This window comes from Brevundimonas olei, assembly GCF_037055245.1.
In the GTDB taxonomy this organism is placed as follows: domain Bacteria; phylum Pseudomonadota; class Alphaproteobacteria; order Caulobacterales; family Caulobacteraceae; genus Brevundimonas; species Brevundimonas olei.
In genome coordinates, this window is record NZ_CP146369.1 from 3,104,811 (window position 1) to 3,130,378 (window position 25,568).

The 25,568-nt window shown below is 66.9% G+C and carries 26 protein-coding genes and 1 tRNA gene; 18 read left to right on the plus strand and 9 right to left on the minus strand.

What is annotated here, in order from left to right; all coding sequences use genetic code 11:
* Positions 1–80 precede the first annotated feature (80 nt).
* From V8J38_RS15045 to V8J38_RS15060, 4 genes are all read left to right on the plus strand, one after another.
* A complete protein-coding gene (locus V8J38_RS15045) occupies positions 81–1,244 on the plus strand; it encodes an acyl-CoA dehydrogenase family protein (RefSeq protein ID WP_338576830.1) in 1,164 nt (387 codons plus the stop codon).
* A 14-nt stretch (positions 1,245–1,258) separates the two neighbouring features.
* A complete protein-coding gene (locus V8J38_RS15050) occupies positions 1,259–2,116 on the plus strand; it encodes a 16S rRNA (uracil(1498)-N(3))-methyltransferase (RefSeq protein ID WP_338576832.1) in 858 nt (285 codons plus the stop codon).
* A 68-nt stretch (positions 2,117–2,184) separates the two neighbouring features.
* Positions 2,185–3,546: a glutamate--cysteine ligase gene (locus V8J38_RS15055; RefSeq protein WP_338576835.1), complete on the plus strand. Its 1,362-nt coding sequence runs from the start codon at positions 2,185–2,187 to the stop codon at positions 3,544–3,546.
* Positions 3,547–3,640: 94 nt separating this feature from the next.
* Positions 3,641–5,248 (plus strand): ATP-binding protein, encoded by a 1,608-nt coding sequence (locus tag V8J38_RS15060; protein WP_338576837.1) that lies wholly within the window; start codon positions 3,641–3,643, stop codon positions 5,246–5,248.
* A gap of 9 nt (positions 5,249–5,257) precedes the next feature.
* On the opposite strand, the gene V8J38_RS15065 is transcribed toward V8J38_RS15060, so the two are convergent.
* On the minus strand, positions 5,258–6,049 hold the full coding sequence (locus tag V8J38_RS15065; protein WP_291777195.1) for a TSUP family transporter: 792 nt from the start codon (positions 6,047–6,049) through the stop codon (positions 5,258–5,260).
* A gap of 543 nt (positions 6,050–6,592) precedes the next feature.
* The gene (locus tag V8J38_RS15070; protein WP_338576840.1) at positions 6,593–6,964 is read right to left on the minus strand and encodes a DUF6980 family protein; all 372 of its coding nucleotides are present in this window, start codon (positions 6,962–6,964) and stop codon (positions 6,593–6,595) included.
* 1,248 nt (positions 6,965–8,212) lie between these two features.
* On the opposite strand from V8J38_RS15070, the gene V8J38_RS15075 reads away from it, so the two are divergent.
* The 5 genes from V8J38_RS15075 to V8J38_RS15095 all read left to right on the plus strand — a co-directional run bounded on the left by V8J38_RS15075 (position 8,213) and on the right by V8J38_RS15095 (position 12,824).
* On the plus strand, positions 8,213–8,965 hold the full coding sequence (locus tag V8J38_RS15075) for a DUF72 domain-containing protein (protein ID WP_338576841.1): 753 nt from the start codon (positions 8,213–8,215) through the stop codon (positions 8,963–8,965).
* A 4-nt stretch (positions 8,966–8,969) separates the two neighbouring features.
* Positions 8,970–10,040, plus strand: coding sequence for an NAD(P)-dependent alcohol dehydrogenase (locus V8J38_RS15080; RefSeq protein WP_338576843.1), 1,071 nt, complete (start codon positions 8,970–8,972; stop codon positions 10,038–10,040).
* Between the two features lie 100 nt (positions 10,041–10,140).
* Complete coding sequence (gene phbB, locus V8J38_RS15085; RefSeq protein ID WP_312218264.1) at positions 10,141–10,866, plus strand: acetoacetyl-CoA reductase; 726 nt, start codon at positions 10,141–10,143, stop codon at positions 10,864–10,866.
* A 48-nt stretch (positions 10,867–10,914) separates the two neighbouring features.
* Positions 10,915–11,748: a DUF4908 domain-containing protein gene (locus V8J38_RS15090; protein ID WP_338576847.1), complete on the plus strand. Its 834-nt coding sequence runs from the start codon at positions 10,915–10,917 to the stop codon at positions 11,746–11,748.
* Between the two features lie 53 nt (positions 11,749–11,801).
* Positions 11,802–12,824, plus strand: a complete 1,023-nt coding sequence (locus V8J38_RS15095) for an isopenicillin N synthase family dioxygenase (RefSeq protein ID WP_338576850.1) — start codon at positions 11,802–11,804, stop codon at positions 12,822–12,824.
* A 75-nt stretch (positions 12,825–12,899) separates the two neighbouring features.
* Here the strand turns inward: V8J38_RS15095 and V8J38_RS15100 are convergent, their stop codons facing one another.
* The 3 genes from V8J38_RS15100 to V8J38_RS15110 form a co-directional block, all read right to left on the minus strand.
* The gene (locus V8J38_RS15100; protein WP_338576851.1) at positions 12,900–14,861 is read right to left on the minus strand and encodes a ubiquitin-activating E1 FCCH domain-containing protein; all 1,962 of its coding nucleotides are present in this window, start codon (positions 14,859–14,861) and stop codon (positions 12,900–12,902) included.
* A 65-nt stretch (positions 14,862–14,926) separates the two neighbouring features.
* A complete protein-coding gene (mtgA, locus tag V8J38_RS15105) occupies positions 14,927–15,634 on the minus strand; it encodes a monofunctional biosynthetic peptidoglycan transglycosylase (protein ID WP_338576854.1) in 708 nt (235 codons plus the stop codon).
* A 40-nt stretch (positions 15,635–15,674) separates the two neighbouring features.
* Positions 15,675–16,640: a WD40 repeat domain-containing protein gene (locus V8J38_RS15110; protein ID WP_338576856.1), complete on the minus strand. Its 966-nt coding sequence runs from the start codon at positions 16,638–16,640 to the stop codon at positions 15,675–15,677.
* An 85-nt stretch (positions 16,641–16,725) separates the two neighbouring features.
* Between V8J38_RS15110 and V8J38_RS15115 the strand changes: the two genes are divergently transcribed.
* A complete protein-coding gene (locus V8J38_RS15115; RefSeq protein ID WP_338576859.1) occupies positions 16,726–17,412 on the plus strand; it encodes an alpha/beta hydrolase in 687 nt (228 codons plus the stop codon).
* A 199-nt stretch (positions 17,413–17,611) separates the two neighbouring features.
* Here the strand turns inward: V8J38_RS15115 and V8J38_RS15120 are convergent, their stop codons facing one another.
* The 4 genes from V8J38_RS15120 to V8J38_RS15135 form a co-directional block, all read right to left on the minus strand.
* The gene (locus tag V8J38_RS15120; protein WP_338576862.1) at positions 17,612–17,809 is read right to left on the minus strand and encodes a DUF2093 domain-containing protein; all 198 of its coding nucleotides are present in this window, start codon (positions 17,807–17,809) and stop codon (positions 17,612–17,614) included.
* On the minus strand, positions 17,806–18,888 hold the full coding sequence (locus V8J38_RS15125) for a GTP-binding protein (protein ID WP_338576864.1): 1,083 nt from the start codon (positions 18,886–18,888) through the stop codon (positions 17,806–17,808). Before V8J38_RS15125 ends, V8J38_RS15120 begins: the two co-directional genes overlap by 4 nt.
* 49 nt (positions 18,889–18,937) lie before the next feature.
* Entirely contained in the window at positions 18,938–19,933 is a 996-nt protein-coding gene (locus V8J38_RS15130) for a cation diffusion facilitator family transporter (RefSeq protein ID WP_313415860.1), read from the minus strand.
* An 85-nt stretch (positions 19,934–20,018) separates the two neighbouring features.
* Positions 20,019–20,678 carry a hypothetical protein gene (locus V8J38_RS15135; protein ID WP_291777162.1) on the minus strand — a complete coding sequence of 220 codons (660 nt, stop codon included), beginning with the start codon at positions 20,676–20,678 and terminating at the stop codon, positions 20,019–20,021.
* A 293-nt stretch (positions 20,679–20,971) separates the two neighbouring features.
* On the opposite strand from V8J38_RS15135, the gene rplU reads away from it, so the two are divergent.
* The 8 genes from rplU to lptB all read left to right on the plus strand — a co-directional run bounded on the left by rplU (position 20,972) and on the right by lptB (position 25,531).
* The gene (rplU, locus tag V8J38_RS15140) at positions 20,972–21,466 is read left to right on the plus strand and encodes a 50S ribosomal protein L21 (RefSeq protein ID WP_291777160.1); all 495 of its coding nucleotides are present in this window, start codon (positions 20,972–20,974) and stop codon (positions 21,464–21,466) included.
* A 97-nt stretch (positions 21,467–21,563) separates the two neighbouring features.
* Positions 21,564–21,848, plus strand: a complete 285-nt coding sequence (rpmA, locus tag V8J38_RS15145; protein WP_040344569.1) for a 50S ribosomal protein L27 — start codon at positions 21,564–21,566, stop codon at positions 21,846–21,848.
* Positions 21,849–22,025: 177 nt separating this feature from the next.
* A complete protein-coding gene (locus V8J38_RS15150; RefSeq protein WP_291777148.1) occupies positions 22,026–22,559 on the plus strand; it encodes a GNAT family N-acetyltransferase in 534 nt (177 codons plus the stop codon).
* Positions 22,560–22,683: 124 nt separating this feature from the next.
* Positions 22,684–22,770: transfer RNA gene (locus V8J38_RS15155), tRNA-Leu, on the plus strand.
* Between the two features lie 162 nt (positions 22,771–22,932).
* Positions 22,933–23,547: a ribonuclease D gene (locus V8J38_RS15160; RefSeq protein ID WP_338576875.1), complete on the plus strand. Its 615-nt coding sequence runs from the start codon at positions 22,933–22,935 to the stop codon at positions 23,545–23,547.
* A 20-nt stretch (positions 23,548–23,567) separates the two neighbouring features.
* Complete coding sequence (gene lptC, locus V8J38_RS15165; RefSeq protein ID WP_291777142.1) at positions 23,568–24,230, plus strand: LPS export ABC transporter periplasmic protein LptC; 663 nt, start codon at positions 23,568–23,570, stop codon at positions 24,228–24,230.
* On the plus strand, positions 24,227–24,727 hold the full coding sequence (locus V8J38_RS15170) for an LptA/OstA family protein (RefSeq protein ID WP_291777138.1): 501 nt from the start codon (positions 24,227–24,229) through the stop codon (positions 24,725–24,727). The genes lptC and V8J38_RS15170 overlap by 4 nt, the downstream gene beginning before the upstream one ends.
* Before the next feature lie 6 nt (positions 24,728–24,733).
* Positions 24,734–25,531 carry an LPS export ABC transporter ATP-binding protein gene (gene lptB, locus V8J38_RS15175; RefSeq protein ID WP_291777135.1) on the plus strand — a complete coding sequence of 266 codons (798 nt, stop codon included), beginning with the start codon at positions 24,734–24,736 and terminating at the stop codon, positions 25,529–25,531.
* Positions 25,532–25,568 lie beyond the last annotated feature (37 nt).

Below are 25,568 nucleotides of genomic sequence, written 5' to 3' on the forward strand. Positions count from 1 at the left end.
CTCTCTCGCCACGGCGGGAGAGGCCTTTTCTTTATTGCAGAAGGGCGGCGCAGACCGCCCGCGTCAGCAGGAAACACCCCATGAACGTCCTTGGCAGCCCCGAACCCGACTTCATGAAGGAAGAGGAGATCGTCCTCTTCTCCGACTCCGTCGCCAAATGGATCGACGAGCACGCTCCGCAAGAGAAGTTCCAGCAATGGATCGCCGAGTCCTCGGTGCCGCGCAGTCTGTGGAATGCGGCGGGCGACGCGGGCCTGCTGGGCCTGTCGCTGCCGGAAGAGGGCGGCGGCTTCGGCGGCGATTACCGGCACGAAGTCGTGCTGATGCGCCAGCTGGGTTGGAAGGGCGCGGACCACTTCGGCATCAGCCTGCACAACGCCATCGTCATGCCCTACATCTGGCACTACGGCACGACCGAGCAGAAGGCGCGCTGGCTGCCGCGCCTGCAATCAGGCGAACTGGTCGGGGCCATCGCCATGACCGAGCCGGGCGCGGGTTCGGACCTGCAAGGGGTCAAGACCACCGCCGTGAAGCAGGGCGACCACTATGTCCTGAACGGCTCCAAGACCTTCATCACCAACGGCCAGCTGGCCAACTTCATCATCGTGGTAGCCAAGACCGATCCGGCCGAGGGCGCCAAGGGCACCAGCCTGATCTGCCTCGAAACCGATGGAGCCGAAGGTTTCGAGCGGGGCCGCAACCTGCACAAGATCGGCATGGAGGCGAACGACACCTCCGAGCTGTTCTTCAACGATGTGAAGGTTCCGCTGGAGAACGCCATCGGCGGGACCGAGGGCATGGGTTTCGTCCAGCTTATGCAGCAACTGCCGCAGGAGCGTCTGAACATCGCCGTTCAGGGCGTCGCCGCCGCCGAGCGCGGGCTGGAGGCGACCCTGGCCTACGTCAAGGAACGCAAGGCCTTCGGCAAGCGGGTCATCGACTTCCAGAACACCCAGTTCAAACTGGCCGAGATCAAGACCAAGCTGACCGTCGCCAAGGTCTTCGTCGACCACTGCATTGCTCTGCACCTGAAGGGCCAGCTGGACGCCGCCACGGCCTCCATGGCCAAATACTGGGTCACGGACATCCAGGGCGAGACCATCGACGAGATGCTCCAGCTCTTCGGCGGCTACGGCTACATGACCGAATATCCGATCGCCCAGCTGTACAAGGACGCCCGCGTCCAGCGCATCTACGGCGGCACGAACGAGATCATGAAGCTCTTGATCGCGCGGACGCTCTGAGCCCATTGAGGGGCATGATCCGTCTTCACGTTCAGGGCGACCTCGCCCCCGGCGGCGCCGTGGCGCCCACGCTCGACCAGTCGCGCTATCTGACCCAGGTGATGCGGTTGAAGGCGGGCGACGAACTGCTGGTCTTCAACGGCCGCGACGGCGAGTGGCGCGTCAGCGTCGCCGAGGTGCTGAAGAAGGGCGTGATCCTGCGCGCCGAGGAGCAGACGCGGCCGCAGGCCTATGGCCCCGATCTGGAGCTGATCGTCGCCGTGGTGAAGAAGGCGCGCGTCGAGACCATCGTCGAGAAGGCCGCCGAACTGGGCGCCAAGCGGGTGCGGCTGGTCCTGACCCACCGCACCAACGCCGACCGCCTGCGTCTCGATCGGCTGGACGCCATCGCCGAGGAGGCGGCCGAGCAGACCGGCCGCCTGGACGTGCCGGCGGTGGATGATCCGGTGAAGCTGGACGCCCTGCTGGACGGCTGGGAGGACGGACGTCGGCTGATGTTCTGCGACGAGACGGGCGGCGCGCCGGCGATCACCGCGTTGACGCCGTTTTCTCCCTTCCCCTTGTGGGGAGGGTCGTCGGCACGCAGCGGCGACGGGGTGGGGGCGGCCGAGGGCGCGCTGGATCACCAGGCCCTCCCCACCCGATCTCGCCCGGATGGGCTCGACCACCCTCCCCATGAAGGGGAGGGAGAGGGTCGGTGGGCCATACTGATCGGGCCGGAGGGCGGGTTTTCGCCCGAGGAGGGCGAGCGGCTGCGGTCCCTGCCCTTCACCACCGCCGTATCGCTGGGGCCGCGCATCCTGCGAGCCGACACCGCCGCCATCGCCGCCATGACGCTGTGGCAGGCGGCGGTCGGCGACTGGGAACGCTAGAAGTTTCCGCCGCCCCCTTGAGCCCGGCCGCCGGCTGGCCCATCTAGCCGCGACAGCAGAGGTTACAGATGTCCGACACGGCGCCCCTTTCCAGAGACCAGCTGATCCACGCCATGTCGAAGGGCGAGAAACCCCGCGACCAGTGGCGTATCGGCGCAGAGCACGAGAAGTTCGGCTTCGACAAGTCGACCTTGCGCCGCCCGGCCTATGACGGTCCCGGCGGCATCAAGGCCATGCTGGACGGGCTGACGCGCTTCGGCTGGACGCCGGTGGAGGAAGCGGGCCACGTCATCGCCCTGGAGCGCAGGAACGCCGAGGGCTTCAACGCCTCGATCAGTCTGGAGCCGGGCGGACAGTTCGAACTGTCGGGCGCTCCGCTGAAGGACATTCACGACATCTGCAACGAGACCGGCCAGCACCTGATGGAGGTCAAGCAGGTCGCGGACCAGCTGAACCTGGGCTTCCTGGGCCTGGGCTTCGACCCGATGTGGCGGCGTGAGGACATCCCCGTCATGCCCAAGGGCCGCTATGACGTCATGCGCGCCTATATGCCCAAGAAGGGCAGGCTGGGCCTGGACATGATGCTGCGCACCTGCACCATCCAGGCGAACCTCGACTTCGACAGCGAAGCCGACATGGTGATGAAATTCCGCACGTCGCTGGCGCTGCAGCCCATCGCCACCGCCCTGTTCGCCAACAGCCCCTTCACCGAAGGCAAACCGAACGGCTTCCTGTCGGCGCGCGCCAACGTCTGGACCGACACCGACCCGGACCGCACCGGGATGCTGGACTTCGTCTTCGAGGACGGCTTCGGCTATGAGCGCTACGCCGACTATGCGCTGGACGCGCCGATGTATTTCGCCAAGCGCGGCGAGACCTATGTCGACCTGTCGGGCCAGTCGTTCCGCGCCTTCATGGACGGAAAGCTGGACGCCCTGCCGGGCGACCGGGCGACGACGCAGGACTGGGCCGACCACCTGACCACCCTGTTTCCCGAAGTGCGTCTGAAACAGTATCTGGAGATGCGCGGCGCCGACGGCGGGCCGTGGAGCCGCATCTGCGCCCTGCCCGCCCTGTGGGCCGGAATCCTGTACGACGCCCCGTCGCTCGCGGCGGCGTGGGACCTGTGCAAGGACTGGGACATCGCCGACCACGAGCGCCTGCGCCGCGACGTGACGCGGCTGGGCCTGAAGGCCGAGGTCAACGGCCGCAGCGTGCGCGACATCGCCGTCGACATGGTCAACATCGCCAAGCAGGGTCTGAAGAACCGCGCCCGCTTCTCGGGCGGCATGGTGGACGAGCGCGGCTACATCACCGAACTGGAAGACATCGCCGACAGCGGCGTGACCTCGGCCGACCGCCTGCTGGAGCTGTACAACGGCGAATGGGGCGGCGACATCAGCCGCGTCTATCGCGATTGCGCCTACTGAAGCTCTCCTGAGACGCGAGCCGCAAGGCGCCCTTAACCGGCAGACGCTAGGATAGGGTCCAGCCTGCCTTCAGGACCGCGCCTCAGGACCGCCCATGCCCTTCACTCCGGCCGCCGCCCCTTCATCGACGGGACAGCCGCAGCCGCCTCCTGACGCCGTGGTCGATCTGGCGACCTTCTTCGACGTCTCCCTGGACCTGCTGGTGATCCGCGACCTGGAAGGGCGGATCGTGCGGGTCAGCGCCTCCTGGGCCTCGACCCTGGGCTATCAGCCCCAGGAGCTGGTCGGCCTGGCCATACTGACCCTGGTCCACCCGGACGATCTGCCCGGCACCCTGGACAGCGTGACCGAGGTCGAGACGCGCCGCCCCGGCGATCCGGTGCTGGGCCACGTCAACCGCTATCGCCACAAGGACGGCGGCTACGTCACCCTGGAATGGCGGGCGCAGAAGTTCGGCGACCGCATCTACGCCGTGGCCCGCGACGTGACGGCCAAGGCGGCGGCGGAGCGCGCCCTGCTCGAGGCCAAGGCGGCGGCCGAGGCCGCCAACCGCGCCAAGTCCGATTTCCTGGCCAATATGAGCCATGAGATCCGCACGCCGCTGAACGGAGTCATCGGCGTCATCGACGCCCTGGCGCGCACGCCGCTGTCGCCCCAGCAGGCCGAAATGGTCGAACTGGTCCGCAGTTCCGGCGTGACCCTGGAGCGGCTGGTCACGGACATCCTGGACGTGTCGCGCATCGAATCCGGGCGAATGACGCTGGAGGTCCGTCCCTTCGACCTGGACGACGCCCTGATCCCGACCATCGCCCCCCTGCGCGGTCTGGCCGAGGAGAAGGGCCTGATCTTCCGCATCGAGCGCGCCGAGAGCGCGTGCGGCGTCTTCAACGGCGACGTGGTGCGGATCCGCCAGATCCTGGGCAATCTGCTGTCCAACGCCGTCAAATTCACTGCACAGGGCCAGGTTTCAGCCCATATCGACCTGCTGGACAGGGGCGACGGCGCCGCCCTGCTGACGCTGGAGGTGCGCGACACCGGCATCGGCTTCGGGGCCGACCATGCGGCGCAGCTGTTCCAGCGGTTCAGCCAGGCCGACGCCTCCATCACCCGGCGGTTCGGCGGGGCCGGGCTGGGCCTGTCCATCTGCCACGCCCTGACGGAGATGATGGGCGGACGCATCGAGGCCGAGTCGGCCCTGGGCGAAGGCAGCCGTTTCCGGGTCGAGCTGCCGCTGACGCGCATGCCCGTCCCCGCGCCGTTCGAGACGACCGGCGGCGAAGAGGCGACGTCGGACCTATCGCCTTCCCGCGCCCGCCCCCGTGTCCTGCTGGCCGAGGATCACCCGATCAACCAGCGGGTGGTGCAGCTGATCCTGGGCGACAGCGTCGAGCTGACCGTGGTCGAGAACGGGGAGCAGGCGGCAGCCGTCTTCGCCGCTGAGCGGTTCGACCTGGTGCTGATGGACATGCAGATGCCGGCGATGGACGGGCTGAGCGCCACGCGCGCCCTGCGCGAGATCGAGGCCGCCGATCCGGCGCGTCCGCGCGCGCCGGTCATCATGCTGAGCGCCAACGCCATGGCCGAGCATCAGGAACAGGCCGCCCAGGCGGGCGCCGACCTTCACCTGGCCAAGCCCGTCACGGCCGAGGCCCTGACCGGCGCCGTCCGCAAGGCCCTGACCCTGGGCGGCCGCCCGGCCTAGAGCGAATATCTAGCCCAGCCAGCCGGCGATCATGGCCCGCAGCGGATTGGCCGGATCGGACAGCAGCCGCGCCGTCATGGCCAGGGAGATGACCACCAGCAGGGGCCGGATCAGCCGCGGCCCGAAGCGCATGGCCGCGTGCGAGCCCAGGCGGCCGCCGATGAACTGACCCACCGCCATGATCCCGGCCAGCACCCAGACAATGTGGCCGCCGACCGCCAGGACGACGATGCCGACGACATTGCTCATCAGGTTCAGCGCCTTGGTGTGCGCCGTCGCCCGCGTCAGCCCCATGCCCAGCAGCATGACGAGGCTCAGCGCGAAGAAGGACCCCGTCCCCGGCCCGAAGAAGCCGTCGTAGAAGCCGATCCCGCCCGCCACGACGGCGTAAGCCAGCGGCGTCAGCCGGGCGTGGGCGTCCTCGTCGGCCGCCTTGGGGCCGAGCAGGAAATACAGGGCGATGCCGACCAGCAGCACGGGCAGCAGGATCATCAGCCAGCGCGTGTCCACCAGGGTGACGGCGAAGGCGCCCAGCCCCGCCCCGATCGCCGTCAACAGCATCGGCCAGCGGATCAGGCGAAAATCCACCCGCCCCTTGCGCCAGAAATTCCACAGGGCCGAGGCCGTGCCGACGCTGCCCTGAACCTTGTTGGTGGCGATGGCGGCGACCGGGTTCAGCCCCACCGACAGCAGGGCCGGCAAGGAGATCAGCCCCCCGCCCCCGGCGATGGCGTCGATGAAGCCGGCGATCACCGACGCGACGCCCAACAGGGCGATGATCTCAGGCGTCAGTTCAAACACGCGCGCAGCACTCCGGTCAGGCTGGCGCTATAGACCCGCCCGTTGCGGACCGCCACCGCGTCGAGGTGAAGATGGACGCACGAGCTCAAGCCGGTGCCTGCGATACGGGGACAGCGACGCGCCCGCCGCTTAGTTGTGCATCGCACCCTCACCCAATCGTCAGTTGCGCAAAAAAATCGTCGTTACCTAAACTCTCGCTGCGACGATTGGCGTCGCTGGGAGGGACCAAACATGAAAAACATGCATATCCTCGTTGGAGGGGTCGTTGCCGCCCTAACTCTTGCTGGCTCTACGACTGTGGCTCAAGCGGACCAGGCTGCTTATATGCGGTGCGTAAGGGCTACAGAGGTTTCGTGCGGCTTTCCCTACCCGGACGATATTGATGCTTACCAGGAATGCGTGCGCGTGAACGTGCCCCTGAATTGCGACTGGTTATTGGACCCCTAACGCTGGGTGGGTCGCCCGCTCTCTTCGGAGGGCGGGCCTCTCTTTGGTTCCGGGGCGTCGCGTTTCGGATCAAGTGCGGAAGATCGCTTCACGACCCTAATCAGACACTGCGCACTCATCTCCGTCGGGAGGAAGGTCGAAGAAATCGATATATCGGCCCTCAATAGCGCCCCCTTCTCTTGGGGTACGGGCCTCATTGATGGCGCCTCGCCATGCGCCACTTTGGAATTCATCGGGAATGGCGTCGATGTTTGGATCGATCCCCCGAGCTTCCAACTCATCAAACCAGCGGTCACGGTGAGATGGCGGAAGCCGTTCGCCGCACCACGGACAAAAGAACAACTGCTGCTTGGCTCCGCCTGCCGGCACCCAGTAGAGGTCGAAGCGTGGATCGTAGCGAACCGTTCCCCAATCGTTCTGCGGGTGCTCTGCCATATGGCCGGTAGGGCAATTTAGATCGTCTTCCATATCGCTGTGTATCCGGCCCTCTGGGCCGAATGGAAGTGTCCGCTTCCCACCCATTGCGGACCTTCGCGGTGTCCGCCCGCGCGCGAGCAGAGCCACAGACAGTTAAGCTGTCGCTGTGCGCTCGCCCTAGGGCGAGCAGAAGAAATGCAAGATCACTAGGGGGATGGCGATGTAAAAGCTCCAACGGAAAGCCAAAACCCAAGCGCGATCACTCTCCTTGTAAAAGGTCAACTTTGACCAAAGAATTTCAAACACATAGCTGTACGATGGGTAACGCCGCTCGCGTATAACCAGTGAGAGTAATGTTGCTGCGACCAGGCCAAACTCGCCGTCATCAACAGAAATACTCGGAGGGAGTCGATCAGTGTCATGGCTTCATTATGCGGTCCCGCCGCTCAGGAACAATGTCCGCTCACCATCCTTAAGCGAACTTCGCTTCACGACCGTTGCAGACGTTCAGATCACTCTTGGGCGCGCCACGGGAAGGCCCGTCCATATGTATTCTCGACTGCTTGGCGGCAGGTGCCTTTTGTCCAAGTTAGCCCCTCAGGAATGGCGTGGCGTTCGGCAAGTCGCGCCAACCCAGCGTCCCGCGCCTTCTCACCCTCTGCGACTTCGAAACAGTGAAGTTCGCTTTCCCGGAGATAGTAAGTGACGAAGTATCCTCCCCGGAGGGCCGCACTCTCCAGTTCGTCCAATCTAGCGGCGGAACCGACGCGCACGAGGAGCACGTCACCAGACCGGGGTCTCTCCAGCGACGCCAGCGCGTTACATGAACGGAGGATGTTCGTCCCCTCCTGGAGACCAATCTTCATGACTGAGGTCGTCTTAAGGTCAAGGATCTGACACTTCTCGGTATTCGTGGCTATAAAGACCGAGACCCCATCCCCGTTAGCGCACGAATATCCATCATGCGGAGTTAGAGCCGCCACGACCTCCCGCCCAGCCACACCGGACTGAACCTCATACCGGCAAATCGAGGTTGGCGACTGGTGAGCGGACTTCTCTAGTGCGCGATTAGACGCGCAGGCTGCTAAGGCGGCCGCCCCAATACAGATGGCTGCAACGACTGATCCGGTGCTGTTCATCTGTCGGTCCAATCAGATGGCGGAACGCTCATCTTAGTCCCCTCCGTGGGCTGTCAGCCAATGTCGGCTTTCCCCTTACCTGACACGCACCCCGTCCGCTTCCCATAGCGACGGCCGGGGTTTTCTGCGATCAAGGCGGCCTGCATCAGGAGGCGCAGCCATGACAGGGTCCATCCATATCGGCGTCGGCGGCTGGACCTTCGAGCCGTGGCGCGGGGTCTTCTATCCCGAGGGACTGGTGCAGAAGCGGGAGCTGGAGTTCGCCAGCCGGGCGCTGACCTCCATCGAGATCAACGGCACCTACTATTCGACCTTCAAGCCCGACAGCTGGGCGAAGTGGCGCGACGAGACGCCCGACGGCTTCGTCTTTGCGGTCAAGGCCAGCCGCTACTGCACCAACCGCAAGGTGCTGTCGGACGGCGCCGAGAGTTTCGAGCGGTTCCTGTCGCAGGGGCTGACGGTGCTGGGCGACAAGCTGGGGCCGATCAACTGGCAGTTCATGGGGACGAAGAAGTTCGATCCCGAGGACTTCGAAGGCTTCCTGAAGCTGTTGCCCAAGGAGAAGGACGGGGTGCGGCTGCGCCACGCGCTGGAAGTGCGCAATCCTACCTTCGCCACCGAACAGTTCTATGATCTGGCGCGCAAATACGGCGCGGCCATCGTCTATGCGGTCGACGACGAGGAGCCGACCTGGCCGCAGATCGACGAGGCGACGGCGGACTTCACCTACGCCCGGCTGATGTCCAGTCGCGAGGAGGAGCCGACGGGCATGACCTCAGGAGAGTTGGACGCCGTGGCGAAACAGGCGCGCGGCTGGGCCGAGCGCGGCGACGTCTTCGCCTACTTCATCTCGGGGGCCAAGGTGCGGAACCCGGCGGCGGCCCAGGCGCTGATCGCCAAGCTGAAGGACTGAGACCATGCCCATCGCCACGCGCGCCTTCGCCGCGACCGCCGCCGACCAGCCGCTGAGCCCCTACAGCTTCGAGCGCCGCGATCCCGGCCCGGACGACGTGGCCATCGAGATCAAATACTGCGGCGTCTGCCACTCGGACCTGCATGTGGTGAAGAACGACCTGGGCGGGACGCGCTATCCCATCGTGCCGGGCCATGAGATCGCCGGGGTGGTGACGGCGGTCGGCGCGAACGTCACCCGGTTCAAGGAAGGCGACCGCGTCGGCGTCGGCTGCATGGTCGACAGCTGCCGGACCTGTTCGGCCTGCCGCGAGGGGCTGGAGCAGTATTGCGAGCCGGGCATGACCCAGACCTACGGCTCGCGCGATCCCAAGGGCGCCGGCGTCGGCCAGACCATCACCCAGGGCGGCTATTCCGACCGCATCACGGTGGACCAGGCCTTCGTGCTGAAGATTCCCGACAGCCTGCCGCTGGATGCGGCGGCGCCGCTGCTGTGCGCGGGCGTCACCACCTGGTCGCCGCTGAAGACCTGGGGCGTGGGGCCGGGGTCGAAGGTGGCGGTGATCGGCCTGGGCGGCCTGGGCCATATGGCGGTCAAGCTGGCCGCCGCCCTGGGCGCCGAGGTGACGGTGCTGTCGACCTCGGACCGCAAGAAGGCCGACGCCGAGCGGATGGGCGCCCGGCATTTCCTGATCAACTCGGACGCCGAGGCCATGAAGGCGGCGGCCGAGCAGTTCGACCTGATCATCAACACCGTCTCGGCCACGCATGAGATCGCCAGCCACGTCAATCTGCTGGCGCGCGACGGGACCATGGTCATGCTGGGCCTGACGACCGAGGGGCTGCCGGTCTTCGCCATGCCCCTGCTGTGGCGGCGTCGCCGCATCGCCGGCTCGCTGATTGGCGGCATCCGCGAGACGCAGGAGATGCTCGACTTCTGCGGCGAACACGGGATCGTGTGCGATATTGAGGTGATCGCCCCCGATCAGATCAACGAGGCTTATGAACGGATGGAGCGGTCGGACGTGCGCTACCGCTTCGTCATCGACATGGGCCGCATGACCGCAACGGCGTAACCCCGTCTTCTCGTTCGTCTCCAGCCGCGCTAAGGCTGTCGGCAAGGGAGGTGGACGGCGTCGCGACCACGACGGCCGCCGCACAGGACAGGGAGAGGTCATGACGCGTACCGCATTCGTCACCGGGGGCACCCGGGGCATCGGCAAGGCGATCGTTCAACGACTGAAGGAAGACGGGCTGCAGGTCGCGGCCGGTTATTCCGGCAACACCGAGGCCGCAGAGGCCACCGCCCGCGAACTGGGCGTCATGGTGGTGAAGGGCAACGTCGGCTCTTTCGACGACTGCGCCCGGGCGGTGCAGGAAGTCGAGGCGCAGTTCGGTCCCATCGACGTTCTGGTGAACAATGCGGGCATCACCCGTGACGGCTTCTTCCACAAGATGAGCGCGGACCAGTGGTCCGACGTGATCCGCGTCAACATGGACAGCGTGTTCAACATGACGCGCCAGGTGATCAACGGGATGCGCGACCGGGGCTTCGGCCGCATCGTCAACATCTCCTCGATCAACGGCCAGAAGGGCCAGATCGGCCAGACCAACTATTCCGCCGCCAAGGCCGGGATGATCGGCTTCACCAAGGCGCTGGCGCTGGAGAACGCGCGCAAGGGCGTGACCGTCAACTGCATCGCGCCGGGCTACATCGACACCGAAATGGTCGGCGCCATGGACCAGAAGGTGCTGGACAGCATCGTGGCCCAGATTCCGGTCGGCCGCCTGGGCAAGGGCGAGGAGATCGCCGACATGGTGTCCTGGCTGTCAGGCGAGCGTGCCGGATATGTCACAGGCTGCACCCTGTCGCTTAACGGCGGGCAGTACCTGGTTGGATAAGCCGCGTTCGCCCAAAATCCGCCGTTCGGGCGTATCACCTCTTAAATCATGAGGATTGCGGTCGAAGCCGTGGCGGAGAAGCCGCCTCTCTTCGCCGTCGCCGCGCCCAGCGCCGCGACGGGCGCCGGCCTGCGCCTGCTCTGCGTCACGGGACTGGCGATGGCCGTCGCGGGTCTGGCGGGCGCCGTCAGGGCCGAGGCCCAGACCCGCTCCAACGTCCAGGCTGAACAGAGCCGCGTCATCCGCGACCAGTCGGTGACCCGCACCACCCCGCCGCCGGGACGCTATGTCTCCGAGGCGGGGCAGGCCTTCATCCTGGACCGGGCGGGGTCGCTGACCCTGCTGCGGTTCGAGCGCTCGACCGAGACCTGGGCCCTGCGTCCGTCCTCGGCCCCGCGCGGCGACACCATCTATCGCAACGACGCGGGCGATCAGGTGCTGCGCGTCACCGCCGGCGGCGGCGTCACCGTCTATACGACGCGCACGCCCGGCGGCTCGCCGGTCTCCCTGGCCGGGCCGCCTGTCAGCCTGGAGCCGCCTTCGCTCGGCCCGGTGCAGATGTTCAACCTGATGACCCGGCGCAGCAGCCTGGTCTCGGAAGCCATGGGCCGGCTGGTCCGCATCAACGTCTTCGGCGAGGAATCCGAGGCCCTGTGCATCGAGGCGCTGATCGTCACCACCGACGCCGTGGTCCGCATCGCCCGCTCGCCCAGCGCCCGCCCCTTCCTGGACCGGCTGCGCAGCATCACCGTGGTCGAGGGCCAGCGCGCGAGCGTGACCTACGCCAGCGGCGACCTGCGCGTCGTGGTCGATCCCCGGCGCGGCATCGCCGGTCGTCCGTCGTCGGCGCGCGTCATCCGGGCCGTCATCCCGCAGGACTGACGTGGACCAAAGGCCCAGGCCGCCCCATCTGCCCTTTCGCGCCCATTGGGCGTATGAGGGCCGCCATATTCACCATCAGAGAGGCTGATTTCACAGTGACCTCTTCCCTCACCGCCGTTTCCGCCGAGGACAAGGCCAGGACCCGCGCCATCGTCCCCGTGTCGATGAAGGGCTATGACGCCGACTTCCAGGCCTTCGCCGACGCCCTGGGCGCCTCGTTCGCCCGCTACGGCTTCGCCGTCATCGCCGACCACGGCCTGGACCAGGGCCTGATCGACGCCGCCGTGACCGACGCCAAGAGCTTCTTCGCCCTGCCCGAGGACGTGAAGCGTCAGTATCACCAGCCAGGCACCGGCGGCGCGCGCGGCCTGACGCCGTTCGGCGTCGAGGCGGCCAAGGGCGCCAAGGCCGTCGATCTGAAGGAGTTCTGGCACACGGGCCGCGAACTGCCGGAGGGCCATCCCTATCGCCGGTACATGCGCGACAACATCTGGCCGACCGAGGTCGCGGGCTTCCGCGAGCACGTCTACGGCCTGTACGACGGTCTGGACACGCTGGGCCGCCGCATCCTGAAGGCCATCGCCCGCTATCTGAAGCTGGACGACGCCTATTTCGAGGACAAGGTCCAGCTGGGCAACAGCGTGCTGCGCCTGCTGCACTATCCGCCGATCCCGGCCGACGCCGAGGGCGTGCGCGCGGGCGCCCATGAGGACATCAACGTCATCACCCTGCTGCTGGGCGCCGAGGAGGCCGGGCTGCAGCTGAAGGACTCGGACGGCGAATGGCTGGACATCGCCCCGCCGCCGGGCGCCCTGGTGGTCAACATCGGCGACATGCTGCAGCGACTGGTCAACCACGTCCTGCCGTCGACGACCCACCGCGTGGTCAACCCGGCGCCCGAGCGTCGCGGCTTCGCCCGCTATTCGACGCCCTTCTTCCTGCACTTCAACCCGGACTTCCCGATCGAGACCCTGCCGTCGACGATCACCCCGGACAACCCGGACCGCTATGCGGGCAAGACCATCCTGGCCGAGGACTTCCTGACCGAGCGGCTGAAGGAGATCCGCCTGATCTGACCGGGCGGGACGACTGAAAGCATGAAGGGCCGACGGAGCGATCCGCCGGCCCTTTTGCTTGCGGCGGCGCCGGCGTCAGCGCGCGATGCGCAGGCGGGTGATGTCGCGGCCGATGGCGCGGAAGGCGTCACGCAGATCCGTGCCGCTGTCGGCCTTGAAGAAATGGGTGTCTTCGTTTGTGGCGCAAGCGCGCATGACGTCCAGGGCGGTATCGACGACGCCGACTCGTCCTGTGGCGTTCCCAAGGTTGAAGCCCACCGTGTAAACGACGATGTTCTGAGCCTTCATCCCTTCGCACAGCTTCACCGACTGCTGGAAGGGGTCCCCGTTGGTGGCCGCGCAATAGATGCGGCTTGTCGAACGCCCGCCCGTATTGGCGGCGACGTCCTCACAATAGGGCGCATTGAACTCACCGTCCGTCATCAGGACCACGGCCTTGAGAGTCCTGGACGTATCATAGGGAGCCGGCTGGCCGTCGCCCGTGAAGATCGACCCGAAAGTGGGCGACACCAGATACCAACCCCAGGCGATGCCGATCTGTCCGGCGGTGTTGCCCGCAGCCCCGAGCGAATTGATACGGTCTTCGAGATCCCCGCGAACGCTCGTCAACGGCAGGATCGGCTGCGAGTTGCAGTTGGTCGCATAGACCCGCCCCACAGGAGCCACGCCAGGCGCAGTATCCTTGTAAGCATCCTCGCCGGTCCGCTCGCTCACGCAATTGGTTGCGGGCAGGCTGGACATGGAGCCTGCGGAATTCCTGAAGACGAAGTATTCACAGCCCCGCAGGGTGCAATAGGCCTGACCGTCAGCGGTTTTCACATAGGGATCGTAGTTCGGGCCGAAACGATCGATGACGAAACGATCTGCGTCGAGAATTTCGATCGGAGCGAAGTTGCCGTTGATGTGCGGTACGTTGTTGGTGCGTCGTTTCAGGCCGGAAACGCCGTCGATGTGGACATAGTCATTACCTGCCAGACCGTGCCCTGCGGAGGTCACGACGAGGTTGCAGTCCGCCCTGAGGCATTTCGAAAACGCGCCGCCGGACCCGTTTCTGGAGTATCTGGACGTGTCAGAGCCGTTCAGACTGAAGGTATTCGTATTGATAACGGTGACGCTGAACGCGCTGTCGTTGATGTTGGTGGTGTTGGACACCCCCGAGATCGCCACCCGATCCCCCGTTTTCAGGCCGTGATTCGTCGAGGTCGTCACCCGAGCGGGACTTGCGCGCGAGACTGACGAGACAGCCCCCGCAACGTCATAATAACGTATGTCGGTGATCGCGGTCGGCCGGCGCAGGTCGCCGCGAGCCGCCTTGGCCAGCGTCCCCGGCAGGGTGGCGCTGGCGTCCAGCTTCACCGCCCAGTCGTAGGGGGCCACGGCCGCGCGGGAATAGAAGGGCGACTGCTGGTCCTGCACGACGATCTTGACCAATTCCTTGGCCGCTTCGCGCAGGTCGCCGATGCTGCCGCTCATCGATCCCGTGGTGTCCAGCACCATGGCCACCTCGACGTTGCGCGACGCGCGCAGGACTTCGGAGCGGGTGCTGACCGGGAGATAGTCGTCCAGAAGCTTGCCGTAGGGGGGCAGGACGATGTTGGCGACCAGAACCTTGACGTTGACCCTGGCGTCGCCGGTGACGCGGTTGTTGAGCAGGACGAAGTTGGCCGTGTCGCCCGAGGTCTCGCCGAAATAGCCGGGCATGTTGGCCTTGAGCGCCGCCAGGCCGACCTTGTTGATGTTGACGTCGTCCGTGAAGGTCGAACGGGCGGCGGCCAGGGCGGCGGCGTCCAGCGCGTCCTGAAGCTGGGCCTTCACCTTGGAGGCCTGATGGATGTCGATGGCGCCCAGGGTGATCATCAGCAGCACCGGCAGGGCCAGGGCGAACATCATCGCCACATTGCCCTGGGTCTGGCGCAGGAAGCGCGCGGTCAGTCGCTTCAGCCCGGCGGCGGCGCGGGCGCGTGTCAATCGGTCCATCGTGTCGCCAACCCCGGCTGCCCTGGCGCGGACGCTGGGGTCCGCCGTCGTCCCCAGCATGACGCGGGTCCGTTAAGGCTTGGCCCCAAGCTCACGGTTAACAGCGTGTTGCGAAACCCGCCCCCTCAGCGGTGGTCGACGCAGGCGTCCAGCCCCTGTTGGCGCACCGTGCCCATGGCCGCCTGGATGCGGGCGGCGCGGCGGCGGACATAGGGGCCGGAGTTGGCCGCCTTGTAGCGGCGCGGGCTGGGCAGGATGGCGGCCAGGCGGGCGGCCTCCTGCGCGGTCAGCTTGTCGGCGCTCTTGTCGAACCAGTGGCGCGAGGCGGCCTCGGCGCCATAGACGCCCGGCGCCCATTCGGCGACGTTCAGATACATCTCCATGATCCGCCGCTTGCCCCAGCCGATCTCGATCAGGCCGGTGTAGCCGACCTCCAGCCCCTTCCTGACCCAGTCGCGGCCGGGCCACAGGAAGACGTTCTTGGCGGTCTGCTGGCTGATGGTCGAAGCGCCGCGCCTCTTGTCCGAGCCGCGCTGTTCGGCGCGTTCGTTGGCCTCCATCGCCTTCTGGATGGCTTCGACGTCGAAGCCGTGGTGCCAGCAGAAGCGGGCGTCCTCGGCGGCGATCACCGCCTCGACCAGACGCGGCGAGATGCGGTCCAGCGAGCGCCAGCGATAGTCCATGCCGTGCCCGGCCGCCGCCTGTTTGACCATCAGGATCGTGGCGAGAGGCGGCAGGAAGCGATGCACCGCCACCCCAGCCAGCGGGAACAGGGCCAGGATCAGCAGCAGGGTCAGGATCGGCCGCCGCTTGCGGCCCCTTGCGCGGGTCATGCCGTCATCCTGCCTCAGCCAAGCTTCAGCGCAAGCGCGATCAGAGCGAGGCCACGCCCGCGTGGCCGTCCTCGTCGGACCAGGCGATGCGGGCGGCGCCGGAACTCATGGCCAGGGCGGTGATGGGAGCGCCCTTGTCCTGCTTGACGAACTGCAGGCCGCGCCCGGCCGGATCGGCCCACCAGACGCGTCCGTCTTCCAGCCCTGCCGCCAGACGGCCATGGGCGGGGGCGGCGGCGACCTGGGCGATCAGGGTCGTCTCGTCATAGCCGATCTCGGTCGCCTCGCGGCCCATCGGCCCGTTGGAGCCGACGAAGGGCCACAGCACCACGCCCTGCGCGCCCGAGGTGGCCAGAAGCTGTCCCTTTGCCATGAAGGCGAAGCTCTTGATCTTGGACGGATAGCCGCCCATCCGCATGTTCTTCTGATCCTTCAGGCGCCAGCCGTGCAGCTGGTTGTCCTGCATGGAGGTGACGACAAAGGCCCCGTCGGTCGAGAAGCCGACCGCCAGATGCGATCCGGCCCAGGCCAGTTTGGTCGGCTGCTGCTGCTCGATGCGGGCGTACCACAGCCAGGCGCCGCCATAGGTCGAGGCGGCGATGCGGCGGCCCTTGGGGTCGAAGGCCACGCCCGAGACGGTGCGCTCGTGCTGGAAGTCGCGGCGGAAGTGCGGGTCCTTGACGTCCAGCACGCTCAGCGTCCGGCCTGAGGAGAAGGCGATCAGCCCCGACTCGGCCGAGGCGGCCACGGCGTCGATCCATTGGCCCTTGGTCTGGGCCAGCAGGACGGCCTCGCCCTCGCGGCTCCAGACCAGTTTGCCGTCGTCGCCGCCGGTGACGATCCCCTCGCCCGAGGGGTGGACGCAGGCGCACAGGACGGCGCCGTCATGGACCTCGCTGCGGGCGCCGCTCTCGAACCGCACCGAGCCGTCGCCCAGGGCGAAGATCGCGCCGGTCTTGTCGAACAGGGCGGCGGTGACCTGGGCGTCGAAGGAGAAGGTCGTCATGTCGGCTCGCACACGCAAAGAAAGTCAGAGGGGCCTCATAACCTCCCCCGTCGCGTCTGTCGCGTGGCGGGTCTATGAGGGGGCCATGACCCTGCTGCTCATTCCCGGCTTCATGGCCGATGCGACCCTGTGGGACGAGATGACCGACGATCTGGCCCCGTTCGGGCCGCTGGTCGCCACCGACCTCAGCCGGGGCGAGGATATCGAGAGCATGGCGACGGCGATCCTGAGCGACGCGCCGGAGCGGTTCGTCGCCGTGGGCTTTTCCATGGGCGGCTATGTGGCGCGAGAGCTGGCGCGGATCGCGCCGGAGCGGGTGAAGGCCCTGATCCTGATCGCCACCTCGGCGCGCGGGGATACGGAAGAGCTGATCCGTCAGCGGCGCTCGTCGCTGAAGGCGCCGCCGAAGGCCTTCAAGGGGTTGAGCCGTCCGGCCATCGTCTCGTCCCTTCACCCCGATCTGGCCGACGACGAGGCGATGATCACGCGGGTGCGGGACATGGGGTTGAGACTGGGCGGCGAGGTGTTTCATCGCCAGTCGGCGATGGCCCGGGCGGGCGATCTGGACCGGCTGGGAGAGATCGTTCAGCCGACGCTGATCGTGGCGGCCGATGCGGATCGGCTGCGCAGCGCTGAAGAGGCGGAGGAACTGCACCGCGGGATTTCCGGCTCGACGCTGGAGACGGTGACGCACACCGGCCACATGATCCCGCTGGAACAGCCGAAGGCGCTGGCGCAGGTGATGACGAAATGGCTGAACACCCTCTCCTGATGGGAGAGGGCTTGAGCCTCCAAGAGCGTCAGCGATTGGTACAGGCGAAAGGGTGAGGGTTCGGGGGTGAAGTCGGCCGAAGGCCGTAGCGCAACGGCTTACGCCGACGGACAGGACAAGCCCCTCACCCTTTCGCGCAAGGGCGACGGCTGCGCCGCCGCGCGCTCAAGCCCTCTCCCGCCGGGAGAGGGTCAGCGAACTATTTGTGCGTTTCGACCCAGCGTTTCGTCATCAGTTCGCCGGACGCATAGGCCTCCTGAAGCTCGACGCTCCAGTAGTTGAGGGCCTCCAGCGGGATCGGGGCGCCCGAGACGGCGCAGCGGACGAAATCGCCGCGCTGCATGATCTCGAAATCGGGCGTGCCGTAGATCAGCTTGGCTTCCACACGTCCCGTCATGCCGCGCAGGCCTCGAACCCGGCCTTCAGAGCCGCTTCGTCCAGATCACGGCCGATGAAGACGGCGCGGCTCCAGCGGCGCTCCTTCTCGCCCCACGGCTGTTGCAGGTCGCCTTCGAGGATCATGTGGACGGCCTGGAAGACCAGACGGCGGTCTTCGCCGGCCACGTCGATGATGCCCTTGGCGCGCAGGATGTTCTGACCCTGCTCGCCCAGCAGCTTGTCCAGCCAGGCGGTGAATTTGGCGCCGTTCAGCGGGCGGTCCAGCGTCAGGGAGATGCCCTTGATGTCGTCATTGTGGGCGTGGCCGCGCGGGCCATGGTCATGCCCATGATCGTGATGGTCATGATCGTGCGCGTGGTCATGGTGGTGGTGGTCATGGCCGCAGTGTTCATCGTGGACGTGGCCCTCGGCGCCGTGGGGCGGGTTCACGAAGTCCGGCTTGACCTCGAGGATGCGGTCCAGATCGAAGGCGTGCAGGCCCAGCACCTGATCCAGCGGCACGTTCGAACGCTCGGCGCGGACGATGGGGGCCAGGGGGTTCAGGGCGCGCAGGCGGGTCTCGACGGCGGCCAGAGCGGCCTCGTCCACCAGGTCGATCTTGTTCAGGATGATGCGGTCGGCGAAGGCGACCTGCTCGCGCGCCTCTTTCGAGTCATCCAGACGCGCCATGACGTGTTTGGCGTCGACCAGAGCCGTCACGCTGTCCAGTTGGGTCTTGGCCTTGACCTCGTCGTCGACGAAGAAGGTCTGGGCCACCGGGCCGGGGTCGGCCAGGCCGGTCGTCTCGACGATGATGGCGTCGAAGGCGGGCTTGCCGGGGCGCTGGCGCTTCATCAGGCCGTTGACCACGCGGATCAGGTCGCCGCGCACCGTGCAGCAGACGCAGCCGTTGTTCATCTCGAACACGTCCTCGTCGGCGCCGACCACCAGGTCGTTGTCGATGCCGATCTCGCCGAACTCGTTGACGATGACGGCGTAGCGCTTGCCGTGGTCCTCGGTGAGGATGCGGTTCAGCAGGGTGGTCTTGCCGGCGCCGAGGTAGCCGGTGAGGACGGTCACGGGTGTCTTCTGGGTCATGGCTCGCTAGATGGCGGCTGAGGGCCGCCTTGGGAAGAGGCGAAACCGCTCAGCAGGTCGGACAATCCGGCAGGACCGCCGTTTCCAGCTGAAGGGTCGTGTGGCTGATGTCGAATCGACCGCGCGCCAGGCCTTGCGCCTCGGCCAGAAGGGCGTCGCCGTCGGGACGCTGGTGGACGATATGGGCGGTCAGGGCCGCGTCCGTGGTCGACAGGCCCCAGACGTGCAGGTCGTGCACCGCCGTCACCCCCGGCAGGGCCAGGAAGGCGGCGCGAATCTCGCCCACGTCCAACCCGTTCGGCGCGGCGTCCAGCGCCAGGTTCACCGAATCCTTCAGCAGGCCCCAGGTGCCGATCATGATGACGGCGACGATGAGCAGGCTGACGATCCCGTCGATCATCGACCAGCCGGTCAACAGGATGACCGCCCCGGCGATCACCACGCCCAGCGACACGGCGGCGTCGGCCATCATGTGCAGATAGGCGCCGCGCACGTTCAGGTCCTTGTGCTGGTCCTTCATGAACAGCAGGGCGGTGCCCAGATTGATGACGAAGCCGATCCCCGCCACGGCGATGATGACTCCCGAAGCCACCGGCGCGGGCTCGGCCAGTCGGCGCACCGCCTCGAAGGCGATGGCGCCACAGGCGAAGATCAGCAGAAGGGCGTTGCCCAGGGCCGCTAGGACCGTCGCCTTGCCATAGCCGTAGGTGCGCTTCGGCCCCGCCGCGCGCCGCGCCAACCAGGCCGCCCCGCCCGCCATGGCCAGGCCCAGCACATCCGACAGATTGTGGCCCGCATCCGCCATCAGGGCGGTGGAATCGGCGATGAATCCGGCCGTGAACTCGGCGGCGACAAAGGCCAGGTTGACGATCAGGCCGACGGCGTAGCGCCAGTCGCCCGTGTCGGTCGGGCCATGATGGTGATGATGCCCGCCCAGACCATGGGAATGGCCATGGGAATGGCCGTGCGAATGCCCGTGAGCATGGCTGTGGGAATGATCGTGATGATCGTGGCCGTCATGGCCGTGTGCGTGATCGTGCGCCATGTCCGTTCAGCTAGATCCTCCCTCGCGGGAAGGTCAAGACCCGCCAGGATAAGTCTTTGAATGTAAATATATAACCTATCGAAACTCAGTGCTGGTGCGTCAGCACCAGGAAGCCGATCAGGATCAGGGCTCCACCCAGGATGGCTCCCTCGTAGCGCGCCCACCGCTCCAGCCGCAGGATGGAGTAGCCTGCGGTCGCCAGGGCCGCCAGCAGGGTCATGCCCAGCACCGTTCCGGCCGTGAAGGCCAGAGTCAGAAGGGCCAGCGCCCCCACGCCCTCGGTCGCCGAAGACAGATAGATGGGCAGCAGCACCTCGCCCGGCGTCACCGCCATCATCAGCACCAGGCCCCAGAAGGCGGCGCGATCCGACACCGCCGGCTCGGCCAGTTCGGTCGCGGGCCCGCCTGCGGTCGCCGGACGCCTCAGCGAGGCCCTGGCCAGGTAGAAGGCGCCGAACAGGAACAAAAGGGCCGCCGACAGGTGGGGCAGCAGCCCCTCCACCCAGCGGTTCAGCGCCAGACCGGCCGCCACGATCAGCGAGCCGACCACCGCGGTCGACACGATATGCGCCAGACCGGCCGTGACCACGGCCGTCATCACCCGCGCCACGCTCCAGCGCTGGGCGCGGCCGACGAGGACGAAAGGCAGCCAGTGGGTCGGCAGGGCCGCGTGCAGGAAGGCCGCGACGAAGCCGCCGCCCAGAAGCGATAGCAGCACCGGCTCGGCGAGATCGGGAGAAGACATGGCCGCTCCCTTAGAATGTTATCTTATAACAGTCGAGAAGAATCGGCGAAGAATCTTCATGCGCGGCGTCACGCCGCGCTCTCTATATATGCCCCCATGCGCGCCTATTGGCTTGCGTGGTCCGTGCGATCCGGCCACAGAGTCCGCCAGGAACCGGTTTCATGCGGGTTTTGGCCCGGCAGGCGTCCGTTTCACGTTGACTCTTCCGTGACCATCCGTATATGTCGCCGCTCTTCGCCCGCAGGGTCTCCTGGCGGGCGCATCCATTTTTGCGTTCACGCTGAGGCTTCCTAATGTACGCGGTGATCAAGACCGGCGGAAAGCAGTACCGGGTTCAACCGGGCGATGTGATTGTTGTCGAGAAGATCGACGGCGACGCTGGCGCTGCCGTCAATTTCGGTGAAGTCCTCATGCTGGGCGGCGACAAGGGTGTTACGGTCGGCGCTCCGCTGATCGACGGCGCCGCTGTCGCAGCCACGCTGATCGAGACCCGCAAGGGCGAGAAGATCAAGATCTTCAAGAAGATTCGTCGTCAGGGCTATCGCCGCACGAACGGCCATCGCCAGATGGAATCGGTCCTGCGCATCACCGGCATCGAAGGCGCCGGCGAGAAGGCCAAGTGGGACGGCAAGGTCGAGCTGATCACCAAGGCGGAAATCAACGCCCGCGCCCGTGGCCTGGCCCCGCGCGTCGAGGCTGTCGAAGCCGAGGCTCCGAAGGCCAAGAAGGCTCCGGCCAAGAAGGCCGCCGCCAAGAAGGCTGACGCCGCCGAAGGCGCCGAAGCCTAAGAGTTTCACCGGCGCTGGATCAGCGCCAGTCCAGATCGTGAGGGTGCGCTCAAGCAGGCCGAATGGCCGATAGCGCCCCAAGAAGAGGAGCAGCAAGATGGCTCACAAGAAATCCGGCGGTTCGTCGCGCAACGGTCGCGACTCCGAGTCGAAGCGCCTTGGCGTGAAGAAGTTCGGCGGCGAGCGCGTGCTGGCCGGCAACATCCTCGTGCGTCAGCGCGGCACCAAATTCCACCCGGGCGCCAACGTCGGCCTGGGCCGCGACCACACCCTGTTCGCCACGGCGACCGGCGCGGTGCAGTTCACCACCAAACGTGGCGGCCGTTGTTACGTGTCGATTCTCCCGGCCAACGACGACGCCCAGGCGATGGCCGCCGAGTAACGCGAAGCCAGGACAGTATTTCCCCGGATCGCGTTGCTCTCGACAGCAGCCCGATCCGGACCAAGGGAAAATTTTCCGCGGGGAGTCTGGATCACCAGGCTCCCCGTTTGCGTTTCCCCGCCTCGAAGCCGCCCGAGCCCTCCAAGGAGGCGGCGCCGAAGACATCGAGGCCGAACCATGTGCGTGATCGAAACCTCTCCCGTCGTCGAGACGCGGCGCCTGCTGCTGCGCGCCCCCGGCGCCCAGGACGTGTCGCGGATCGCGACCCTGGCCAATGACCACGACATCGCCCGCATGACCAAGCGGATGCCCCACCCCTTCGGCGTCGACCACGCCGAGGACTTCGTGCTGCAGGTGGCGTCCCAGGACCCGAAGAAGGCCAACACCTTCCTGATCGAGCATGAGGATCACGGCCCTGTGGGCGTCATCGGCATGTTCCACGACGCCGACGCCGTGCCCGAAGCGGGCTATTGGATCGGACGGGAGTTCTGGGGTCGCGGCTATGCGACCGAGGCGCTGCAAGGCGCCCTGGTCTGGGCCTCGACGCGGTGGAAGCGCCGCGCCCTGATGGCCGGCCACTTCTCTGACAACCCCGCCTCGGGCCGGGTGCTGGAGAAGGCGGGCTTCCTCTACACCGGCGAGACCCGTCCGGCCTTCAGCCGCGCCCGGGGCGAAAGCGCCGATACGCGGATGATGGTCTGGCTGGCCTGATAGGGTGCGGAAATCGCGGGGCTTTCGGTCAGCGACGCAGTTTTTTCACGAAAGCGGAAAAAGGCTGTTGACCGCCCCGAGGGTCCCCCCTATTAGTCCGCGCCTCGGCGGGGCGACCCACCGGGCCCAGGTGGCGGAATTGGTAGACGCGCTGGCTTCAGGTGCCAGTGGCTTAACGGTCGTGGAAGTTCGAGTCTTCTCCTGGGCACCATTTCTCAAGCGGCGCTGTATCCGATAGGATGCGGCGCCGTTTGTCATTTCGGCCCCGACCTCCCCTTCCCTGCGCCGCGACAGCAAAGGTCGAGCCTGCGTTCTGGCGATAGCGCGCGGTTCGTCTATGTTACGGCCTGAACGACTGACGAGTTTTGCGCGCATGACGGTTTATTTCCACGAGGGCGACCTGCCCGACGGCCTCGACCTGGGCCTGGAGGTTGCGATCGATTCCGAGACGATGGGCCTGCGCTTCCGTCGCGACCCGCTGTGCGTGGTGCAGCTGTCGTCCGGCGACGGGAACGCCCACGTCGTGCGCCTGAACCGCCCCGCCTATGACTGCCCCAACCTCAAGCGGCTGCTGACCGATCCGAAGGTGCTGAAGATCTTCCACTTCGGCCGCTTCGACATCGGCATGTTCGAACTTCACCTGGGCGTCGAGACGCGGCCGGTCTACTGCACCAAGATCGCGTCCAAGCTGGCGCGCACCTATACCGACCGGCACGGCCTGAAGGACGTGGCGCGCGAACTGGCCGGGGTCGACATGTCCAAGGCGCAGCAGAGCTCGGACTGGGGGGCGGCCGAACTGAGCCAGGCGCAGATGGACTACGCCGCCTCGGACGTTCTCTACCTGCACGCCATCAAGGACCGGCTGAACGAGATGCTGGTCCGCGAGGGCCGCATGGAGCTGGCCCAGGCCTGCTTCGACTTCCTGCCCATGCGCTCGCGCCTCGACCTGGCCGGTTGGGACGAGATCGACATCTTCGCCCACGCCTGAAGGACGGACCTGAAACGCCGATGAGCGAACAGCACGCCCAGGACGAGCAGAAGCGCGCCGACGAGGCGCGCGTCGCCCGCGCCGGCGAACGCTGGCGCACGCGCTCGCGGCGGGTGAAGCTGTATCGGCGCGTCCTGCCCATCGTTATCCTGATGCTGGCGGGAGGCGCCCTGACCTGGACCGTGTTCCGCACCGTCATGTCGGGGGTGGAGCGCAAGGCCAGCGAGAGCCGCGAGATCCGCCTGGACAACCCCATGTTCCACGGCCAGGACGCGCAGGGGCGCTCCTTCGTCATCGGCGCCCAGGGCGCGGTGCGCGACCCGGCGACCGGCCATTTCCGCCTGATCGGCCCCCTGCTGCGGTTGAACCTGGGCGCGCGAAAGACGACGGAGCTGAGCGCCGACGGCGGCACCTATATCGAGACGCAGCGCAAGGTCGTCATCGGCCCGAACGTCAAGATTTCCGACGGCGGCACGGGCTGGGAGCTGACCACGCCGGAAGCCGTGGTCGACACAGACACCGGCGTCGTCACCGGCGACAAGGGGGTGCAGGGTCGCGGCCCCCTTGGAAGCATCGATGCTTCGTCTTATGCGATCTATGATCAGGGCCAGCGGGTCGTCTTCAACGGCCAGGGCGAAAACAAGGTGCGCGGGACCATCAATCCCGCCGGAGCCGACAGATGAACATGTCCAAGTCCAAACTGACGCTCGCGGGCGTCGCCCTGCTGACCGCCCTGGCCCTGCCCGCCGTTTCGGGCGCCCAGAACGCATCAGCCAACCGCGCCGACGCCAGCCGCCAGCCGGTCCAGTACGGCGCCGACGCCGGCGAATACACGCCCGACGGCTTCTCCCTGCGGGGCCGGGCCGAGGTGACGCAGGGGTCGAACCGCCTGCGCGCCGACGCCATCCGCGGCTTCACCGCCAACGGCGACCTGACCCGCATCGAGGCGAGCGGCGGCGTCTACTTCGTCACCCCGGACCAGAGCATGAAGGGCGACCGCGCCGTCTATACGCTGAACGACGGCAACGTCGTGGTGACCGGCGACGTGATCCTGACCCAGGGCAAGAGCGTCCTGACCGGCAACCGCCTCGTCTACAACGTCCGCACCGAGACGGCCCGCATCGAGGGCGGGGGCGCCAACGGCCGCGTCCAGGGCGTCTTCTATCCGCAAGGGAACTGACCCCGCGTGGCGCGCAAGGAACTCTCCGCCCTCAACCGGGACGCCCCCGCCGCCGCAGAGACGACGGCGCTTGAGGAGGCGCGTCCCACCGGGCTGCGCGTCGAACACATCGCCCGCAGCTTCGGCCAGCGTCAGGTGGTGCGCGACGTCTCCCTGAACGTCCAGCGCGGCGAGGTCTGCGGCCTTCTGGGTCCCAACGGGGCGGGCAAGACGACCTGCTTCTACATGATCACCGGCCTGATCCCCGCCGACAGCGGCTCGATCTGGCTGGACAATGAGGACATCACCCAACAGCCCATGTACCAGCGCGCGCGCATGGGCCTGGGCTATCTGGCGCAGGAAGCCTCCATCTTTCGCGGCATGACGGTCGAGCAGAACGTCAAGGCCGTGGTCGAACTGCGCGAGACGACGGCCGCCGGCGTGCGCGACGAGACCACCCGCCTGCTGGAGGAGCTGCGCATCGACCATCTGCGCCACGCCCCGGCCACCGGCCTGTCCGGCGGCGAGCGCCGCCGCGTCGAGATCGCCCGCGCCCTGGCCGCCCGGCCCAGCTTCATGCTGCTGGACGAACCCTTCGCCGGCATCGATCCGCTGGCGATCGCCGACATCCGCCAGGTGATCCGCTATCTGTCGGGCCAGGGCATCGGCGTGCTGATCACCGACCACAATGTGCGCGAGACGCTGGACATCATCGACCGCGTCTCGATCATCTCGTCCGGCTCCGTCCTGTTCGAGGGCACGGCCGATGAGGCGGTGGCCGACGCCGAGGTGCGCCGCGTCTACCTGGGCGAGATGTACGCCTGACGTCGAAAGGCGCACGACGAAAGCGCCGTTCGCCTGA

Coding starts and splice junctions, on each gene's coding strand:
- V8J38_RS15045 (WP_338576830.1), top strand. CDS start 81: ATGAACGTCCTTGGCAGCCCCGAACCCGACTTCATGAAGGAAGAGGAG.
- V8J38_RS15050 (WP_338576832.1), top strand. CDS start 1,259: ATGATCCGTCTTCACGTTCAGGGCGACCTCGCCCCCGGCGGCGCCGTG.
- V8J38_RS15055 (WP_338576835.1), top strand. CDS start 2,185: ATGTCCGACACGGCGCCCCTTTCCAGAGACCAGCTGATCCACGCCATG.
- V8J38_RS15060 (WP_338576837.1), top strand. CDS start 3,641: ATGCCCTTCACTCCGGCCGCCGCCCCTTCATCGACGGGACAGCCGCAG.
- V8J38_RS15070 (WP_338576840.1), bottom strand. CDS start 6,964: ATGGAAGACGATCTAAATTGCCCTACCGGCCATATGGCAGAGCACCCG.
- V8J38_RS15075 (WP_338576841.1), top strand. CDS start 8,213: ATGACAGGGTCCATCCATATCGGCGTCGGCGGCTGGACCTTCGAGCCG.
- V8J38_RS15080 (WP_338576843.1), top strand. CDS start 8,970: ATGCCCATCGCCACGCGCGCCTTCGCCGCGACCGCCGCCGACCAGCCG.
- phbB (WP_312218264.1), top strand. CDS start 10,141: ATGACGCGTACCGCATTCGTCACCGGGGGCACCCGGGGCATCGGCAAG.
- V8J38_RS15090 (WP_338576847.1), top strand. CDS start 10,915: ATGAGGATTGCGGTCGAAGCCGTGGCGGAGAAGCCGCCTCTCTTCGCC.
- V8J38_RS15095 (WP_338576850.1), top strand. CDS start 11,802: ATGAGGGCCGCCATATTCACCATCAGAGAGGCTGATTTCACAGTGACC.
- V8J38_RS15100 (WP_338576851.1), bottom strand. CDS start 14,861: ATGCTGGGGACGACGGCGGACCCCAGCGTCCGCGCCAGGGCAGCCGGG.
- mtgA (WP_338576854.1), bottom strand. CDS start 15,634: ATGACCCGCGCAAGGGGCCGCAAGCGGCGGCCGATCCTGACCCTGCTG.
- V8J38_RS15110 (WP_338576856.1), bottom strand. CDS start 16,640: ATGACGACCTTCTCCTTCGACGCCCAGGTCACCGCCGCCCTGTTCGAC.
- V8J38_RS15115 (WP_338576859.1), top strand. CDS start 16,726: ATGACCCTGCTGCTCATTCCCGGCTTCATGGCCGATGCGACCCTGTGG.
- V8J38_RS15120 (WP_338576862.1), bottom strand. CDS start 17,809: ATGACGGGACGTGTGGAAGCCAAGCTGATCTACGGCACGCCCGATTTC.
- V8J38_RS15125 (WP_338576864.1), bottom strand. CDS start 18,888: ATGACCCAGAAGACACCCGTGACCGTCCTCACCGGCTACCTCGGCGCC.
- V8J38_RS15130 (WP_313415860.1), bottom strand. CDS start 19,933: ATGGCGCACGATCACGCACACGGCCATGACGGCCACGATCATCACGAT.
- V8J38_RS15135 (WP_291777162.1), bottom strand. CDS start 20,678: ATGTCTTCTCCCGATCTCGCCGAGCCGGTGCTGCTATCGCTTCTGGGC.
- rplU (WP_291777160.1), top strand. CDS start 20,972: ATGTACGCGGTGATCAAGACCGGCGGAAAGCAGTACCGGGTTCAACCG.
- rpmA (WP_040344569.1), top strand. CDS start 21,564: ATGGCTCACAAGAAATCCGGCGGTTCGTCGCGCAACGGTCGCGACTCC.
- V8J38_RS15150 (WP_291777148.1), top strand. CDS start 22,026: ATGTGCGTGATCGAAACCTCTCCCGTCGTCGAGACGCGGCGCCTGCTG.
- V8J38_RS15160 (WP_338576875.1), top strand. CDS start 22,933: ATGACGGTTTATTTCCACGAGGGCGACCTGCCCGACGGCCTCGACCTG.
- lptC (WP_291777142.1), top strand. CDS start 23,568: ATGAGCGAACAGCACGCCCAGGACGAGCAGAAGCGCGCCGACGAGGCG.
- V8J38_RS15170 (WP_291777138.1), top strand. CDS start 24,227: ATGAACATGTCCAAGTCCAAACTGACGCTCGCGGGCGTCGCCCTGCTG.